This window comes from Ensifer soli, assembly GCF_041928815.1.
Taxonomy (GTDB): Bacteria; Pseudomonadota; Alphaproteobacteria; order Rhizobiales; family Rhizobiaceae; genus JBHFEI01.
Genome location: NZ_JBHFEI010000003.1, coordinates 64,899 through 81,996, shown reverse-complemented (window position 1 = coordinate 81,996; position 17,098 = coordinate 64,899). Strand labels below are relative to the sequence as shown.

Sequence of the window (17,098 nt, the reverse complement as noted above, 5' to 3'; positions counted from 1 at the left end):
CGCGCTGCCGCCGCATCCGAAGCGGCCCTGCCCCCTCCCGCCGGCCGCGGCGGAAGCGCCGCCAGACCGGCACCGCATGCGACCGTCCGGATTCCGGCACCACACGGGCGCCGGAAAACCGATGGGCACCGGGGGACGCGTTGCCCCGGCCGATCAGCCCGTCTGCCACAGGCGACACCCTCGTCGCCGAAGGATGTCCCACGGCCCACGTCCTCAGCCGAGCGTATTGTCCGACCAGTCCGGCGCGATATGCCGGTGGGAGACCGCCGGTTCGCGGTCGTGCAGCAACCGCAGCACGCGTGGCGGTGTCAGCGGCAGGCGGGCGACAGGCTTGCCGATGGCGTTGGCGACAGCGCAACCGATCGCGGCGCCGACGGCGAGGATCGGCACCTCCCCCGCGCCCTTGGTGCCGAGCGGCCCGATCGAGGGGGCGCCCTCGTAGAGATCGGCGACGACCGGGACGACATCCCCGGCGAGCGGCACGCGATAGGTCTCGAACCCGTCCTCGGCGATGCGTCCGTCCTTCGCGATCGTCACCTCCTCGTGCAGCGCATAGCCGAGCCCCTGCACCACGCCGCCCTGGATCTGGCCGAGAATGGCGCGGCGGTTGAGCGCGCGGCCGACATCCTGCACGACGCGGTAGGCGAGCACCTCGACATGGCCGGTGTCCGGATCGACCGCCACTTCCGCCTCGTGCACGACGAAGACCGGAATATCGAGCGCATCGAGGAAATGGCCCATGGCGCAGCCTGCCATGGCCGGCACGTTCTTCGCGGTGAAGCTGCCGGTGCCGCTGATCGGCCCCGTGGTCGCCTGCGCCTGGGCGACGATCGCGGGAATGGCGACGCCCGAGCCCGGCCGCCCGGCGATCTCGACCCGGCCCTCGCGCAGGACGAGGGCGGTCGGTGCCGTCTGAAGCATCTCACCCGCCGCCTTCAGCAGCTTCTCCTTCACCTCGCCGCAGGCGGCAACGCTCGCGGCGCCGATCGACACCGTGGTGCGCCCGCCGCCGACGCCGACGTCGAGACCCGCCGCATCCGTATCCGCCTCGCGCACGATGACGCGGTCGGGATGGAGCCCGAGTTCGCCGGCGACGATCTGCGGCAGCGCCTGCATCATCGTGCCCGAACCGATCTCCACACCGGAGGTGACCAGCGTCGCGCTGCCGTCGGCATTGAGGTTGACGGTGGCAGCCGACGGGCCGACGAAGACGAACCAGGTGCCGACCGTCGTCGCCCGGCCGTAGAGTCGGCCATCCGCCTGTGCCTCGGCCGTGCCGGTCGTCGCGCGCAGCACGTCCATCCGCTCCAGCATGGGCCCGAGCACGTCGGCTTCGAAGACCTGGCCGGTGGCGCCGAGGTCGCCGTCGCCCAGCACGTTCCTCTTGCGGAAGTCGACCGGGTCGAACCTGAGCGCCGCGCAGATCTCGTCCGTATGCCGTTCCAGCGCAAAGGTGTTGTAGACGCCGTTGCAGGCGCGAAACGCCCCGTTCGGCGGGGTGTTGGTATAGACGGCGCGGCTGACGAGGCGGATCGCGCCGACCTTGTAATTGCCGCCGAGCGTGTGGGCGGTCATCGTCGTCAGGAACACCTGCTCGCCGCCATAGGCGCCGCAATCCATCAGCACCACCGCCTCGCGCCCGGCGATCTCGCCCTCGGCGGTGACGGCGGAGCGGATGACGATCTCGGCATTCTCGCGGCAGAGGCAGGTCGCCATCTCCTCCTGCCGGCTGTTTTCGAGGATCACCGGCCGGCCGGCGATCTTGGCGAGCAGCGCCGTGATCGGCTCGATGGTCGCATCGAACTTCAGGCCGAAGCCGCCGCCGACCGGTGGCACGGTGACGCGCACGCGGCCCGGCGGGAGCTGCATCACCCGCCCGGTGACGCCGCGCACGGTCCAGGGCACCTGCGTCGAGGTCTGGATATGGGCGCGGCCGTCTTCCCAGGAACCGATCGCCACGCGCGGCTCGAAGGGGACATGGCTCTGGCGGCCGACCTCGAGCCGCGATTCGACGATGGTGACATCCGGCCGGGCGAAGGCGGCGTCGACGTCGCCGCGCACCGATTTCGCCTCCCAGGCGATGTTGCCGGCCCGCGCGCCGCCCTCCGTCAGCACCTCGTAGCTCTTCCAGTCGGCATGAACGAGGCGCGCATCGGGCGAAAGCGCGTCCGCCATCGTGTAGAGCGGCGCGAGTTCTTCCACCTCCAGCATGATCGCGGCCAGCGCCGCGTGCGCTTCCGCCTCGCTGTCGGCGGCAATCGCGGCGATCGGCTCGCCATGGTAGCGGATCGCGTCGATGGCGAAGAGCGGATGGTCGGCGATGCCGATGCCGTAGAGGCCGGGCGCATCCGCCCCGGTCGCGACCGCCCGCACACCAGGACAGGCGAGCGCGGCGGAGACATCGAGACGCAGGATGCGACCGCAGGGGATCGTCGACCGCAACAGCACGGCATGGAGCATGTCCGGCCGGCGGCGGTCGTTGGTGTATTTCGTCCGGCCGCGCAGCTTGTCGCGCGCATCGCGCCGGGGGAGGTCCATCACGGTCGCGGATGGATCAGCCATGGGTCGCCCCCTCCTGCCCGCGCGCGACGAAGGCCATGACGGCATCGACGATGCGTTCATAGCCGGTGCAGCGACAGATATTGCCGACCATCGCCGCCTTTACCGCCTCCCGGTCCGGAGCCGGAGTGTCGCGCAGGAAGGCGGAGAGGCTCATCACCATGCCGGGAAAGCACATGCCGCACTGGACGACGTCGGCCTCGGCGAAGGCGGCCTGCAGCGGATGCATCGCCGCCTCGCCGGTCGCCAGCGCCTCGATCGTCGTCACCGAGGAACCGGCAAGGAGCCCGACCGGCTTCAGGCAGGACATCACCGCCGCCCCGTCCACCTCGACGGTGCAGGCGCCGCAAAAGCCCTCGCGGCAGACGGCCTTGGTGCCGGTCAGGTAGCGCTCGTTGCGCAGCAGATCGACCAGCGGCGTCATCGGATCGCCATGGAAGCGGCAGGTGCCGCCATTGAGCGTGAAGGTCACCGTCATGCCGCAGGATCCCCTTTCGCGGAAAGCCCGGCCAGCGCGCGGCCGAGAAGCGCCGGCAGCACCTGCCGGCGATACCAGCCGTCGGCCTCGATGCCGTCGCGGCCCTCGAAATCATTGTGTTCGGCCGCGAGCGCCGCGACGCGCTGCGGCTCCTGCCATCCCGGCCCGGCCTCGGCGGCGATTGCCGCCTCCAGCGCCGTCCAGCGCCGCGCCTCCGGCTCGACCGAACCGACGGCGATGCGCAGGCGGCCGTCCCCGTCGCGTGCGACCGAGACGATGGCGACGGGATAGTCGCCGGCCCGGCGCAGCGGCAGCCGCCGGTGTGCGCTCGCCATGATGTCGCGCGGACAGCGGATGCGGGTCACGAGGGCATCGACAAGCAAGGCGCGGCGACGCGCGAGAAAGTCCGGCATCGGCAGGACGAGGGTGCCCTGCGCCGTTTCCACCTCCACGGAAGCCCCGCAGGCGAGAAAGGCGGGCACGAGGTCGGCGGCGGCAAAATCCGGCGTGCAGAGATTGCCGCCGACGGTCGCCACGCGCCGGATCGCCGGATTGGCCGCGCCACGCGCGGCGTCGGTGACGGCGGCGAATTCCGGCACGCCACCGAGCGCCCGGGCCAGCGCCTCATGCGTCACGCCGGCGCCGATCGTCACATGGTCGGCGCCGATCTCGACGGCGGAAAGGTCCGCGATCCGGTGCAGCGACACGAGAGACGCCGGGAGCGGAACGCTCCGGCGCGGATCGCGCATCAGCCAGGTCGCGCCGGCGAGCACCTGCGCGCCCTGCCGACGCGCGGCGAGCGCCTCGCCGAGCGTCGCGGGCGACAGAAGCATGCGCTTTTCGTCAAGGATCATCGCCGGGGGCTCCCTTCGCAATGCAGTCGCGATTGATGCGATGCAGCATCGTCGCATGAAAAAGCGGCGCGGCGAACCTGAAATCCGCCGCGCTGGCGATGTCTCAGCCCCAATGGGCGACGGAGCGCGCTTCGAAGCTTTCTCGGAACTGCGCGGTCGTCTTCGGCAGCACGGCGCCCGTCTCCCAGTCGAGGATGACGGCATAGCGGCGCACCGCGTCGAGCGCATCGATCTCCCCGGCCCGGTATTTTTGCGAGACGATCTCCGGATCGGTACGCGCCCAGTCCCTGCGCCCGGCGCGGATCTCGGCGCGGGCCGCTTCGGTCGCCGCCAAGTCCACCTCGTAGGCGCAAAGGTCGGCGTCGATCTCGCGGATGACCACGCCGTAATCCGCCTTCGCCCGCGCGATCGAGACGTAGTCGTCGATGACGTCCTCCTTCACCTTTTCCGGATCGCGCTCCAAGGGATCGCCGAAGCCGCCGCCGCCGGCGGTCGGCCGGGCGAACTCGTCGCCGGAGAAGACCGGATAGTCGGAGAAGACCGAGCCGAGCCACTTGGCGTTCTCGTCGCCGGCGCGGCGGATGGTCAGCCCGTGCGGCATCGAGGGAAGGCCGCCGTCGACGCCCCAGACGACGGCGCGCTCGCGGTCGCATATATAGGACATGACGGCGCTTTCCGCTTCCAGCAGCACCGAGGTCTTCTGCAGGCCGACGCCGCCGCGCCATTTGCCGGGACCGGCCGAGTCGCGCAGGATCTGGAATTCGGTGGTGCGGGTCGGGTTGACGCGCTCGTTGCCCTCGTTCGGCTGCGACATCAGCCCGGTGCCGAAGCAGGCGGTGGTGACGTCGGCGCCGTCCTTGCCGTTGCGCCCGCCCCAGCCGCCCGGCAGCCATTCGTAGAACATGAAGATCGGCTTTTCCGGCTTGCGGGCGTCGCGGCCGCCGGCGAGCAGGTATTCGAGGTTGAAGGCGCAGGCGATCGCCCGCTCCGGCATGATCTTCGACCACATCTCGAAGATCGCGTTCATGATCTTCTCGAAGGGCATGAGGAAGCCGGTGACGGCGACCGGCCATTCGGCGCTGACGACGCTGTTCTTCGGCGCCGTCACCGAGATCATCCGGTAGAAGCCGGAATTGAGCGGCAGGTCGGGGAAGAAGGTCTTGGTGCCGGCGACGACAGCCGAGAAGGTGGCGCCGGGCGCCGAATTGTACATCGAGGCGATGGTCGAATGGCTGCCGGTGAAATCATAGTGGATCTGGTCGCCCTTGATCGTCATCTTGATGCGGATCGGGATCATGCCCTCGCCGGTCGCGGGATCGCGGTCGATATAGTCGACCGTCTCCCAGGTGCCGTCCGGCAGTTCGGCGACGCGACGACGCACGGCGCGCTCGACATAGTCCTGCACCTCCTGCATGCCCTGCGTCACCTGCTGGCGGCCATATTTGCGCACGAGCCGGAGAAGTTCGCGCTCGGCGACCTGGGTCGCCTGGGCCTGCGAATGGATGTCGCCGATGATCGAGGCCGGATCGCGGGTCTGGGCGGCGATCAGGTTGGCGACGTCCGAGCAGAAGGTGCCGCCGCGGAAGAGGCGGACCGGGGTGATGCGCATGCCCTCGCGGAACATGTCGCGGGCCGAGACGTCGAAGGAACCGGGCACCGAGCCGCCGAGATCCGACCAGTGGCCGTTCGACTGCGAGAAACCGATCAGCTTGTCCTCGTCGAAGATCGGCCGGACGAGGCGCACGTCGCTGAAATGGGTGCCGCCGGCGTAAGGGTCGTTGATGGCGTAGACGTCGCCCGGCGCCATCTCGCCCTCGAACACGCGGATCACCTCCTTGCAGGTGTTGTGCAGCGTGCCGACATGGACGGCGATGTCGTAATTGCCCTGCGCCACCGAATTGCCGTCGGCATCGTGCAGCGCGTTGGAGAAGTCGCGGTTGTAGATGACGAAGGAATAGCAGGTGCGCAGCATCTGCTCGGCCATCTGGTCGACGGCGGTGATGAAGGAATTCTTCAGCACCTCGAAGGTGACGGGATCGAGGCTCTGTTCCGTCTGCGGGAAGGTGTTCATGGCTCAGCCCTTCGTCGTCGTGATCAGGATGTTGAGGAAGGCGTCGACCTTCGCGCCCATGCCGGGCGGCACCACGGTGGTGCTGTCGAACTGCTCGACGATCGCCGGACCGGAAAAGGCCGCGCCGGCGGAGAGTTTTTCGCGCTCGTAGATCGCTGCGTCGTGGGACACGCCGTCGAACCAGACCGCCCGGCGGCCGACGGGCTCCGGGGCATGGGCGACCTCGTCATATTTCGGCAGATCCGCCTTGGGCACGATGCCGAGCGCCTTGACGGCGACGCGGAAGACGGAGACCGGCGCCTCGTCGCGGCGGAAGTTGAACTCGCGCTGGTGCTCGGCGTGGAAGGCCTCGATCAGGTCGGCGACGCTGACGATGCGGGCGGGCGCGGCCACGGACAGCGAGCGCCACTGGCCCTGATACATCATCTCGACGGAACGTTGCAGCGCCATGTCCTTCTCGGCGACGCCCTCATGCGCCAGCCGCTCGACGGCGTGCGCCTCCATGCGGGCAAACGCCGCCTCCATCTCCTCGGGTGCCACGGAGGACGCATCCGCCATGAAACTGTCGGAGAAATCGTGCTGGATGTCGACGAGCAGGCAACCCAGCGCAGACGTCACGCCGGGATTGGGCGGGACGATCACGGTCGGAATCGCCAGTTCCTTTGCCACAGCAGCACCATGCAGCGCGCCGGCGCCGCCGAAGGCGACGAGGGCGAAATCGCGCGGGTCATAGCCGCGACTGATGGAGAGCAGCCGCACGGCATTCGCCATGTTGGCATTGGCGACGGCGACGATCGCCTCCGCCGCCTGGTGCAGCTCCATGCCGAAGGGTTCCGCGACCGTGGTCCTCACCGCCGTCTCGGCAAGCGCCGGGTCGAGCGTGATCTTGCCGCCGGCAAGGCTGGTGCCGAGCCGGCCGAGCACGACATTGGCGTCGGTGTTGGTCGCCGTCCCGTTGCCGTTCTTGTAGCAGGCGGGACCCGGATAGGCGCCGGCCGATTGCGGGCCGTTGCGCAGCGAACCGCCCTCGTCGCGCCAGGCGAGCGAGCCGCCGCCGGCGCCGATCGTCAGTACCTCGATCGAGGGGAACCGGATCGGATAGCCATACTCGATGTACCAGTCCTTGGTGATGCGCGGCTCGCCGTTCCAGGCGAGCGACACGTCGGTCGAGGTGCCGCCCATGTCGAAGCCGATCGAATTGGGGAAGCCGCAGAGATTGCCGATGAAGCGGCTGGCGATCGCACCGGCGGCGATGCCCGAGCCGGCGAGGCGGGCGGAGAAATCGCGCACGCTGCCGGGCGTCATCACGCCGCCGCCGGAATGAAGGAGAAGCAGGTCGCGCGTGTAGCCGCCCGCAGCCAGCGCGTCGCCAAGCCGCGAGACATAGTCGACGACGACGGGAGCGCAGACCGTGTTGGCCATCGTGGTGGAGAAACGCTCATGCTCGAAGATCTCAGGCATGACCTCCGAGGAGATCGACACCGGCACGTCCGGCATGACCTCCTTCAGGATATCGCGCATGCGCCGCTCGTTCGCACCGTTGACATAGGCATTCATGAAGCAGACGGCGATCGACTTGACCTCGCGCTTCTTCAACACGGCGGCGACGCGGCGGGCCTCCTCCTCGTTCAGCGCCTCCAGCACCGCGCCCGTCGCATCGACACGCTCGCCGACCGTCAGCCGGTCGCGGCGCGGGATATAGGGCTTGGCGACATCCTTGTAGGTGTCCCAGAGGTCTTCCTTGTTCGCCCGGCGGATTTCCACGACATCGCGGAACCCCTCGGTGCAGACCATGGCGGTGCGCGGCAGGCGGCGGGTGATCAGCGCGTTGGTGGCGACCGTGGTGCCGTGGGAGAACATCGTCACCTCTGAAAGATCGATGCCGCCCTGCTCGATGCCGTTGAGGATCGCCTGCATCGGGTCGTGCGGCGTCGAGGCCGTCTTCTCGATGCGGATCGCACCCGTTTCCTCGTCCATGATGCAGATATCGGTGAAGGTGCCTCCGACATCCACGGCCACTCTCGTCTTCGTCATGTTCGGTCCTTTGCAGGCTGGGTGTTGCGGACACGGCTGCCCGACCGCCGCGTCTCCGGGAGGCGGCGTCAGCGTCGTGACATCGATGAAACCTATGGCTGGAGTCTGTCAGGTTCATTCTGAACCAGACAGACCCGCGGCTCTTTTGCTGTCGTTTGTCGTTTCGGGATAACCGGGGTCCACCCCATCCCCGACAACCCTAGTGCCGGCTGCCCGCCCGCGCCACGGCCTCCCGGCGCGTGTCGCTCGGCGAGCGGCCGAAGCGCGCCCGGTAATGCTTGGAGAACTGCGACTGGTCGGCAAAGCCCCAGCGATAGGCGATCTCGGCGATCGTCGCGGTGTTCGTCGCCGACATCAGTTCCTCGGCGCAGTGGTCGAGGCGGCTGTCGCGGATGAAGCCGACGATCGAGGCGTCGCTGTCCTGGAACAGGCCCTGCAGGTAGCGCAACGAGATGCCGCAGGCCTCCGCCACCGCCTGGGGGCCGAGCGCCGGGTCCTTCAGATTGTCGCGGATATACTGCTCGGCGCGGTGCAGGTGCCCGGCGCGGATGGAAGAGACGCTGCTGTTCAGCACCCGCTCGTCGCTGACGATCGAGAGGCAGAGCATGTCGAGGATGTGCCGGCCCATCATCTCGCGCGCCGCCGCGTCGATCTCGTCGATATGGCCGATCGTGGTGCGCACCGTGTCGAGGAAGAGGGCGGCGACCCCGCGCGTCGCGTCGAAACTCAGCGCGCTCAGCCGCTCGGTCGCGCCGATGCGCGAGCGCACGCTTGCCGACGGCACCTTCAACACCCAGAGCGCGTTCGGCCGGCCGTGCCAGAATTCGTAAGGGGCATCGCCGCGCTCGACGATGAAACCGCCCGGCGCGCAGGCGACGGTGCGCGACCCTTGCGAGAAATGCACCTCGCTCGTCTCCGGCACGGTGATCAGCAGGCTCGCATCCCGCTCGTTCAGGAAGTGGCGGCGATGCCTGCGGTAGCTGACCCCGCCGCAGCGCATCTTCGACACGCCGATCAGGCCGAGATTCCAGGTTTCGAGCACACCCGAGAATTCACGCCGGCTGCGATAATCCGTATCGAGCGGAAAGTAGGTTTCGGTGACCGCGGCCTGCCAGGCATCCCCGCCCGAACGGCCGCCGATGCTATCGACGACGTATCTCATTCCTCGACATTCCCCTGCCTGCCGGGCCCCAGCCTGCCGGGGTCGGCCCGTTCTTTTTGTGGAAGGAAGGATACAGCATTTTCGGGCGCCGTATTGGCAAAAAGCGCATAAATTTATGTCCGCCGCCGCGCGGCTTGCGCCTACTGGGCGAGATAGCCACCGTCGATCACGAGCTCGGAGCCGGTCATGAAGCTGCTTTCGTCGCTGACGAGGAACAGGCAGCCATGGGCGATCTCGCGCGGCGTGCCGGCGCGTTTCATCGGTGTCGCCTCGATGACCACGCGGTTGAGATCGGCGGGCTGGGAATCGGTCAGCGGCGTGGCGATGAAGCCCGGATGGACGGAATTCACCCGGATGCCGAACGGCGCATAGGTGATCGCCGCGTTCTTCGTCATGTTGCGCACCGCGCCCTTGGTTGCATGGTAGGCGTGCGCGCCGGAAACGGACGCATTGCCCCAGATCGAGGAGATGTTGACGATGGCGCCGCGCCCCGCCCTCTTCATCGGCTCGACCACCGCGCGCATGCCGAGGAAGACGCCGGTCTGGTTGACGGCGACGATGCGGCTCCATTCGGCAAGGCTCAGCGTGTCGAGGGGCTCATAGGAGATGATGCCGGCATTGTTGACCAGTGCGTCGATGCGGCCGTGGGTCGAGAGAACGGTGCCGACGGCGTCCCGCCAGTCCTCCTCGCTGGAGACATCGAGGCGGATCGCCTCGACCCCGGCGGGATAGGCGCACCCCTCCGGCCGGCTGCTCGCCGCGACGACGACCGCCCCCTCCTCGGCGAAGCGTTCGACGATCCCGAGACCGATCCCGCGGGAGGCACCGGTGACCAGGACGACACGATCTTTCAGGCGCATGGACTCGACTTTCACTTTCGGCATGACATGCGCCGTACTGTCGGGCGGCGCCGGCGGCCTGTCAATCGCGCGGCGCCGCGCGCGAACGCCGCCCTCCTGCACCACCCGTTCGCCGGTGACGACGCTATCATGACAGGACAAACGCCACCGCGCGCAGGACGCGGCCGGCACCTTGAAAATCCGGCATCCAAATGCATCGGGAGACCCGCAGAACGCATAGTACATCGGAGGAAATGTGCTACGCTCCGTTCCCGAAACGACAAAATGCATCGAACATGCCGCTGACGTCTGGGAGGACTCCATGGTCGAGATCATTTCGAAGCGCGACGGTCCGCGTCGGGAGGACGCGCATCTCAAGGACATGCTCCGGCAGAACCGGGGAACGATCCACCGGCTCGCCGATCTGCTGAGCGACGGCCACTATTCCCGCTCGCTGCAGCCGAAACAGAAACCCGAGGCCGAAGGGCTGGTCATCCATGTCGGTGGCGCGCCTCCCGCAGCACCGGAACCCTCGCCGCAGGTGCGCGTCACCCCGAACGGCCGGGTGATCGTCGCCGACATCTCGAGCGGGCGGCAGATGCTGCATCTCGGCGACCTGCGCGACAGCGGGGCGATGCGCAGCTTCGTTCTCGCGACCGCAGCCCACGGCTATATCGCGCCGCTCGACGCCGCGACGGCGACGATGCTCGACGACCTCGACCGGGTCATGATCGGCCCGGCCTACGGCGCGGATGCGCTTGCCGCCGACATCGGCCAGCGCCTCGACATTCCCTGGCAATCCTGAGCGTCGACCGGCGGCCGGGAACCGGCACGCCTCGCCCTCGCCGTCTTCCCTCGAAGCGTGGATGTGATTGCCGATGAAACAGGACAGCACCGCCAGCAGCCCGCCGATCGGCCGGTTCGTTCCGGACGCCACCGCCCTTTATGCCGATTACGATGAGATCAACACGATGCGCGCCTGGGAAAGCGTGATCGAGGGACGGACGGGTCCGCGCTCCTGCGCGCTTCCCGTCCGTTCGACGATCAACGAATCCTGGTTCCGCTGCGCCGAGAGCGGCATCGACGCCCAGCGCAACGAGGCCCCGCTCGAGACCGACCGCGACGCGGTCGAGGCGATCGCGCGGGGCAATGCCGAACTCCTCGCCGCCGCCACGCGCCCGTTCGCCGCCATCGGCCGGATGCTCGAAGGCACCGGCGCCATGTTCGTGCTCGCCGACAGCGACGGCGTGCTGATCGACGTGATCGGCGACCGCAAGACGATCTTCAGCGGCATGGACATCCATCTCGGCATCGGCGGCAAGTGGACGGAGGACGTCGTCGGCACCAACGGCATCGGCACGGCGCTGTGGACCGGCGAGCCGGTCTTCGTCCACGCCGCCGAACATTTCTGCGCCGGCATCAAGAGCTGGACCTGCGCCGGCGCGCCGATCCGCGACCCGTTCGACGGCAAGGTGATCGGCGTCGTCGACCTGTCCGGCCATCCCGACATCTTCCGCCCGCACAACATCGCCCTCGTCGCCGCGGCCGCGCGCGAGATCGAGCGCGCGCTCGCCGACTCGCAGAACGCCGAGCGCACGCGGCTGCTTGAGGCCTTCATCGCCTCGGCGAGCAATTACCGCGCCTCCGACGGGCTGATGATCATCGACCGGCACGGGCGCGCGATCTACAGCAACAACGTGCCGATGGCGGAGGGGACGCGTTTCGGCGAGACGATCCGGCAGGGCGCGCGCCACTGTCGGTTGCCGGAGCTTTCGAACTCCGGCTTCCTCGACACGATCGCCAGGACACTGCCCGAAGAGATGCAATCCTGCCTGGTGCGCCCGCTGGAACTCGACGGCAATGTGCGCGGCGCGGCGCTGGTCTTCCCCAAGGTCGACATGGCGCGGGTGCTGGTGGCAGGCATAGCGCTTCCCTCCCGGCTGCGCGAGGCCTCGGCCGCCATAGTCGGCGAGAGCGACGCGCTGCGCGAGGCCGTCGACGTCGCCTGCCGGATCGCGGCGACCGGCGAGGTCACGTCGCTTCTGATTGAAGGCGAGACCGGCGTCGGCAAGGAGCTTTTCGCCCGGCTGATCCATGCCGGCGGCGGTGCGCCCGACAGCCCCTTTGTCGCGCTCAACTGCGGCGCCGTCACCAAGGAACTCTTCGGCAGCGAACTGTTCGGCCATGTGCCGGGCGCCTTCACCGGCGCGTCGCGCGAGGGCAAGGCCGGCGTCTTCGAGCGCGCCCATCGCGGCGTGCTGAGCCTCGACGAGATCGGCGAGATGCCGATCGACATCCAGCCCTTCCTGCTGCGGGTGCTTGAGGAGCGCATCGTCCACCGGCTCGGCGACAGCCGGGGCCGCACGGTCGACGTCCGCCTCGTCGCCTCGACCAACCGGGACCTCCGCCAGGAGGTGGCCGCGGGGCGCTTCCGGCGCGACCTGTTCTATCGCGTCAGCACCGTGTCGATCCAGGTGCCGCCGCTGCGCGAGCGCGGCGGCGACTGGTTGCGGCTCGTCGAGCATTTCAACGCGAGGCTCGCCGCCCGCAAGAACGGCGCGCCGCTGCATTTCACCAGCGAAGCGCTGGATGCGCTCTCGGCCTATCGCTGGCCGGGCAATGTGCGCGAACTGCGCAATCTGGTCGAGAGGCTGCATGTCCTGTCGCGCGACGGCATCGTCCGGCGCGACGACCTGCCCGCCGACCTGCGCATGGCGCAGGCGATGCCGCTCGCGGTCGCCGGCGCGGCTCAGGCGCAGGGCAGCGCCACGATCCTGACTGTCGAGGAGGCCGAGCGCCAGGCGGTGATGAGCGCGCTCGCGGCGGAAGACGGCAATGTCAGCCGCGCCGCGCGCCGCCTCGGCATCTCGCGGCCGACGCTCTACCGCAAGCTCGACCAGTTCGGCATAAGGCGCGGCTTCGTCTGACGGCCAACAATGCCGGCGGGTCCGACAAGGGATGTCAACCGCGTGTTGCGCGGAAGCCGGAAGCGGTCGCGCGACAAAGACGGCGATAGGCTGTGGACGGAATACTCTGAAGCATCGGGACGACGGGAATACCGCTCCTATGCGCCCTCGTCCCAAAACAGTGAGCCGGCGGAGAGGATCCGCCGGCTTTCGTTTTTACCGTCGCTCAGGCGCGGCCGAGCCGCTCCGCTCCCCCGCCGAGCGCCGGACCGGCGGTCGGATCGACCTCGTCCTCGGCGAGATCGCCGATCAGCGTTTCCGTCGTCAGGATCAGCTTGGCGACGGAGGCCGCATTGCGCAGCGCGGTGTAGGTGACGCGCACCGGATCGACGATGCCGGCATCGATCATGTTCTGGTAGGTGCCGGTCGCCGCGTTGTAGCCATGGCCGCTGTTGACGCGGGTGACCTCGGCGATGATCGTCTCCGGATCGGCACCGGCATTGACGGCGATGCGCCAGAGCGGCCGGGTCAGCACCGATTTCACCAGCCGCACGCCCTCGGCGACGTCACCGCTGACGCCCGCCAGCACGTCGTCGAGGACGGGCGAGACCTGGGCGAGCGCCGAACCACCGCCGGCGACGACCCCTTCTTCCGCAGCAGCCCTGACGGCATGCAGCGAATCCTCGATCAGCTGGATCGTGCGCTTCTGCTCGACCGGGGTCACGCCGCCGGCGGAGAGGACGGCGGTCCCGCCCGAAAGCTTGGCGAGGCGTTCGCGCAGCTTGTCCTGCTCGACATTCGGCGGCGCCGCCTCGTATTGCCGCTGCACCTGGGCGCGCCGGGCGGAAATCGCCGCCGGATCGCCGCCGCCGCGAATGACGGAGGTGTGGGTCGACGAGGTGCGTACCCGCTCGGCCGAGCCGAGATCCTCCGCCGTCACGTCCTCGATGCGGCCGCCGAGATCGCGGGCGATCACGCGCCCGCCGGTGACGATCGCCAGATCCTCCATCATCGCCTTGCGCCAGTGGCCGTATTCCGGCGGATGCACGACGAGGTATTTGCCGGGGCCGCTGCGGCCGAGCAGCGTCACCACCACTTCCGGCGCCATTTCCTCGGCGACGATCAGCAGCGGCCGCCCCGCCTTGTCGGCGATCGCCCGGACGCCGTCGAGGGCGGAGGGCTCGCGGATCTTCAGGTCCGTCATCAGGATCAGAGGATGCTCCAGCACCACCTCCATCTTCTCCTGGTCGGTGACCATGTGATGGGAGAGGTAGCCCCTGTCGAAGGACATGCCCTCGACCACGTCGAGCGTCGTTTCCGTCGTCACGCTGAAATCGGTGGTGATGACGCCGTCGGTGCCGACGCGCTCATAGGCCTCGGCGACGAGCGCTCCGAGCTTCGGGTCGGTCGCGGCGATCGTGGCGACGGCGGCGAGCGCGCCGTTGCCCTTGGCCGGCTTCGCCTTGGCCTTGAGAGCGGTGACAATCGCGTCGACGGCAAGGTCGATCCCCTTGCAGAGATCGACGGATTTGGCGCCGCGCTCGTTCGCCTCGATGCCCTTCTGCACCAGCGCGTTGGCGAGCACGATCGCCGTCGTCGTGCCGTCGCCGGCAATCTCGTTCGTCTGCATCGAGACCTCGCGCACCACCTGCGCGCCCATGTTCTCGAAGCGGTCGGAAAGCTCGATCTCGGAGGCGATGCTGACGCCGTCGCGGGTGACCATCGGTGTACCGATGGGACGGTCGATCATTGCGTTCATGCCGCGGGGTCCGAGCGTCGGCTCGACGGCGGCGGCGAGGCGGCCGACGCCGCGGGCAAGCGCCTTGCGCGCCTCGGAATTGTGCAACATCAGTTTGGGCATGGTTCCTCCTTCCGCCTGACGGGCGGCTTGTTGATTGCTGGCCAGTCGGGACATGGCCTTCTCGTTTCAGATCACGGCCGGCCGCCCCTGCGCCGGCACGCGGCCGGCGATGAAATCGACGAGCGTCGGCTCCCCGTCGACGCGGTCGACCTCCTTGTAGCGCGTGCCCTTCAGCCCCCGGCAGAGCGCGCCGTTGAACTCCATGTTGATGCGGACGCTGCGCAGATCGGCGAGATGGGCCACGAGCCCCGCCGCATCGACCGCGCCCCCGTCGAGGTCGACGATCGCGGCCTCCTCCGGCGTCCGCTGCGGAAAGCGGATACGGACGATCTCGCGGTAGCGGGCGACGACGGTGCCATCGACGCCGCGCACGGCATCAAGACCGGCAAGCGTCAGGCCGACGACCGCCTCATCGGAAAGTCCGGCGGCGCGCAGGGCGAGGATCACCGCCTCCTGCCGCCGCTGGAAGGCCTTGCGCCGGAATTTCTCCCGCAGCGCCTCCAGATCCGCCTTCTCGGCGAGCGCGCCGAAGATCTCGGAGAAGCCCCTGCCCTCGGCGATGCCCTTGTTCACTTCCTCGGCGAACATGTGGTCGTGCAGGGTGATACGGAAGGAAGGTTGCCAGGAGAGGGCGGCAAGCGCATTCCTCAGGTCTTCCAGCATCAGGAAGGCGAAGTTCGGCGAACACCAGTAGGTCGGCAGGCGGAAATCGACGGCGACGGCACCCGATCCGTCGATCTCCGCCCGGTCGATGAAGCCCATCTCGGTGACGGCTTCGTCGAGCTCGGGATCGTTGACGGTCGCAAGCTGCCGCCAGAGTTCCCTCCGGCGGCGTTCGTCAAGGGCGAGGCTGTCCATCGCCTCACTCCGCGGCGATGCTGAAGGGCGAACCGGCAAGCGCCTTCTTCTTCGCCTCGATGTCGATGTCGTAAAGGCGCGCGGCGTTGAGGCCGAGGATCTTTTCCTTGATCTCCGGCGTCAGGTCGACACCGCGCTCCTGCTTGATATCCTCCGGCAGCTCGAAGGCCCAGAATTTCTCCACCAGCCAGCGCGGCGTCCAGATCGCGTAATCCGAGCCGAACAGGATCTTCTCCGGCCCGACCCAGAACAGGAGCTCGGCGATGACCTCGGCGAAATAGCGCGGCCGCGAATGGATGAACGGCAGGGCGACGGCCAGACCGCCATAGACATTGGTCTCCTGCACGGCGACCCAGCAAAAGTCGTCGAGCCGCGGCAGGCCGCAATGCTCGACGATCCAGTTGAGGTTCTGGAAATCGGTCGCGGCATAGTCGACGTCATGGACGTCGAAGGCGTCCTTGTTGAGCGGGATGATCGTCGGGCCCTTGTGGACATGGACATTCTTGATGCCGAGCTTCTCGCAGAGCTCGAAACAGCGATAGGCGTCCGGGTCGTTGAGGCGCCAGCCCTTGGACGCTCCGTTCCACTCGGCCGTGTACATCTTCACGCCCTGGATGTCGTAGGTCTCCTTCATGAAGTGGATGTATTCGAGCGCCTTCTCACCATCGCGCGGATCGAAGGAACCGTTGATGATGAACCGCTCCGGGTAGCGCTGCGCCATTTCGGCATTGCGCTCGATCGTGTTGAAGCCGGTCTTGTAGAAGTCCTTGAGATAGGTCGACTGGACGATGGCGACGTCGTCGGGACCGTCGATGAACAGGTCGCGATAGAGGTCGTCGGCGCTGTATTTCTCGAACTTCGCCTTCTCCCAGAGCTGCTCCTTCGGGCTCAGCGCCGTGTGATAGGCGTAGAAACACTCGACGAACTGCTTGCCGTGGATATTGCGCTGGTTCTCCGGGCTGCCGTCCCAGAAATGCGTGTGGCCGTCGACGATGAAGATCTCTTTGCCTTCGGGGGTGACGTACATGGTTCTCTCCTCCTCTTCGATGATGCGCTTGCGGCCGGCGCGGCCTTTGGCGGACGCGCCGGCCCTTCCCCCGCCCTCAGATGTATTCGAACACCTCGTCCATATCGCCGAATAGGATGACCTCGTTGTCGTCGATGCGGACCATGCGGCCGTAATGGGTGGAGGTGTTGACCTCGAAGATCTCGGCGGTCATCTCGCGGCCGAGATATTCGCTGATCTCGTCCATCTTGAAGATCAGCTTGCCGTTGCCGTCGATGCGGATCATCGCCGGCTGGTAGGTGACGACGACGCCGGGCTTCTTGCTCATGAACTCGGCGATGGCGCGGGCCTCGACCGAGTCGTTCATCGTCACCCCACACTGGTGCGAGATGGTCTGCTCGAAGGTGATGTCCTTCATCGACTTGAAGATGTTGTCGTGCGAATTGTCGCGGGCGACCACGGACATGTGA

Annotated in this window: 13 protein-coding genes; 2 read left to right on the top strand and 11 right to left on the bottom strand. The window is 67.9% G+C overall.

Going from position 1 to position 17,098, the window contains the following annotated elements:
• Positions 1-213 precede the first annotated feature (213 nt).
• From ACEVQ6_RS05320 to ACEVQ6_RS05290, 7 genes are all read right to left on the bottom strand, one after another.
• Positions 214-2,562: a xanthine dehydrogenase family protein molybdopterin-binding subunit gene (locus ACEVQ6_RS05320; RefSeq protein WP_374887887.1), complete on the bottom strand. Its 2,349-nt coding sequence runs from the start codon at positions 2,560-2,562 to the stop codon at positions 214-216.
• Positions 2,555-3,037, bottom strand: a complete 483-nt coding sequence (locus ACEVQ6_RS05315) for a (2Fe-2S)-binding protein (RefSeq protein ID WP_374887886.1) — start codon at positions 3,035-3,037, stop codon at positions 2,555-2,557. Before ACEVQ6_RS05315 ends, ACEVQ6_RS05320 begins: the two co-directional genes overlap by 8 nt.
• The gene (locus tag ACEVQ6_RS05310) at positions 3,034-3,891 is read right to left on the bottom strand and encodes an FAD binding domain-containing protein (RefSeq protein WP_374887885.1); all 858 of its coding nucleotides are present in this window, start codon (positions 3,889-3,891) and stop codon (positions 3,034-3,036) included. Before ACEVQ6_RS05310 ends, ACEVQ6_RS05315 begins: the two co-directional genes overlap by 4 nt.
• Before the next feature lie 103 nt (positions 3,892-3,994).
• Entirely contained in the window at positions 3,995-5,962 is a 1,968-nt protein-coding gene (locus tag ACEVQ6_RS05305) for a hydantoinase B/oxoprolinase family protein (RefSeq protein WP_374887884.1), read from the bottom strand.
• 3 nt (positions 5,963-5,965) lie between these two features.
• Positions 5,966-7,996, bottom strand: a complete 2,031-nt coding sequence (locus ACEVQ6_RS05300; protein WP_374887883.1) for a hydantoinase/oxoprolinase family protein — start codon at positions 7,994-7,996, stop codon at positions 5,966-5,968.
• Between the two features lie 199 nt (positions 7,997-8,195).
• Complete coding sequence (locus tag ACEVQ6_RS05295; protein ID WP_374887882.1) at positions 8,196-9,158, bottom strand: AraC-like ligand-binding domain-containing protein; 963 nt, start codon at positions 9,156-9,158, stop codon at positions 8,196-8,198.
• A 140-nt stretch (positions 9,159-9,298) separates the two neighbouring features.
• Positions 9,299-10,018, bottom strand: a complete 720-nt coding sequence (locus ACEVQ6_RS05290; protein WP_374887881.1) for an SDR family NAD(P)-dependent oxidoreductase — start codon at positions 10,016-10,018, stop codon at positions 9,299-9,301.
• Positions 10,019-10,319: 301 nt separating this feature from the next.
• On the opposite strand from ACEVQ6_RS05290, the gene ACEVQ6_RS05285 reads away from it, so the two are divergent.
• Positions 10,320-10,802: a hypothetical protein gene (locus tag ACEVQ6_RS05285; protein ID WP_374887880.1), complete on the top strand. Its 483-nt coding sequence runs from the start codon at positions 10,320-10,322 to the stop codon at positions 10,800-10,802.
• A 73-nt stretch (positions 10,803-10,875) separates the two neighbouring features.
• A complete protein-coding gene (locus tag ACEVQ6_RS05280; protein WP_374887879.1) occupies positions 10,876-12,924 on the top strand; it encodes a sigma-54-dependent Fis family transcriptional regulator in 2,049 nt (682 codons plus the stop codon).
• Between the two features lie 205 nt (positions 12,925-13,129).
• On the opposite strand, the gene groEL is transcribed toward ACEVQ6_RS05280, so the two are convergent.
• From groEL to ACEVQ6_RS05260, 4 genes are all read right to left on the bottom strand, one after another.
• Positions 13,130-14,764, bottom strand: a complete 1,635-nt coding sequence (gene groEL / locus ACEVQ6_RS05275) for a molecular chaperone GroEL (protein WP_374887878.1) — start codon at positions 14,762-14,764, stop codon at positions 13,130-13,132.
• Positions 14,765-14,830: 66 nt separating this feature from the next.
• Positions 14,831-15,622, bottom strand: a complete 792-nt coding sequence (locus ACEVQ6_RS05270; RefSeq protein ID WP_374887877.1) for an iron-sulfur cluster assembly protein — start codon at positions 15,620-15,622, stop codon at positions 14,831-14,833.
• Between the two features lie 4 nt (positions 15,623-15,626).
• The gene (locus tag ACEVQ6_RS05265; RefSeq protein WP_374887876.1) at positions 15,627-16,649 is read right to left on the bottom strand and encodes an amidohydrolase family protein; all 1,023 of its coding nucleotides are present in this window, start codon (positions 16,647-16,649) and stop codon (positions 15,627-15,629) included.
• A gap of 76 nt (positions 16,650-16,725) precedes the next feature.
• Positions 16,726-17,094, bottom strand: a complete 369-nt coding sequence (locus tag ACEVQ6_RS05260; RefSeq protein WP_374887875.1) for an MmoB/DmpM family protein — start codon at positions 17,092-17,094, stop codon at positions 16,726-16,728.
• Positions 17,095-17,098: the final 4 nt, after the last annotated feature.

What these genes read in the sequence shown, in the direction of transcription:
- ACEVQ6_RS05320 (WP_374887887.1), bottom strand. Translation starts at nt 2,562, where the DNA reads ATGGCTGATCCATCCGCGACCGTGATGGACCTCCCCCGGCGCGATGCG.
- ACEVQ6_RS05315 (WP_374887886.1), bottom strand. Translation starts at nt 3,037, where the DNA reads ATGACGGTGACCTTCACGCTCAATGGCGGCACCTGCCGCTTCCATGGC.
- ACEVQ6_RS05310 (WP_374887885.1), bottom strand. Translation starts at nt 3,891, where the DNA reads ATGATCCTTGACGAAAAGCGCATGCTTCTGTCGCCCGCGACGCTCGGC.
- ACEVQ6_RS05305 (WP_374887884.1), bottom strand. Translation starts at nt 5,962, where the DNA reads ATGAACACCTTCCCGCAGACGGAACAGAGCCTCGATCCCGTCACCTTC.
- ACEVQ6_RS05300 (WP_374887883.1), bottom strand. Translation starts at nt 7,996, where the DNA reads ATGACGAAGACGAGAGTGGCCGTGGATGTCGGAGGCACCTTCACCGAT.
- ACEVQ6_RS05295 (WP_374887882.1), bottom strand. Translation starts at nt 9,158, where the DNA reads ATGAGATACGTCGTCGATAGCATCGGCGGCCGTTCGGGCGGGGATGCC.
- ACEVQ6_RS05290 (WP_374887881.1), bottom strand. Translation starts at nt 10,018, where the DNA reads ATGCGCCTGAAAGATCGTGTCGTCCTGGTCACCGGTGCCTCCCGCGGG.
- ACEVQ6_RS05285 (WP_374887880.1), top strand. Translation starts at nt 10,320, where the DNA reads ATGGTCGAGATCATTTCGAAGCGCGACGGTCCGCGTCGGGAGGACGCG.
- ACEVQ6_RS05280 (WP_374887879.1), top strand. Translation starts at nt 10,876, where the DNA reads ATGAAACAGGACAGCACCGCCAGCAGCCCGCCGATCGGCCGGTTCGTT.
- groEL (WP_374887878.1), bottom strand. Translation starts at nt 14,764, where the DNA reads ATGCCCAAACTGATGTTGCACAATTCCGAGGCGCGCAAGGCGCTTGCC.
- ACEVQ6_RS05270 (WP_374887877.1), bottom strand. Translation starts at nt 15,622, where the DNA reads ATGGACAGCCTCGCCCTTGACGAACGCCGCCGGAGGGAACTCTGGCGG.
- ACEVQ6_RS05265 (WP_374887876.1), bottom strand. Translation starts at nt 16,649, where the DNA reads ATGTACGTCACCCCCGAAGGCAAAGAGATCTTCATCGTCGACGGCCAC.
- ACEVQ6_RS05260 (WP_374887875.1), bottom strand. Translation starts at nt 17,094, where the DNA reads ATGTCCGTGGTCGCCCGCGACAATTCGCACGACAACATCTTCAAGTCG.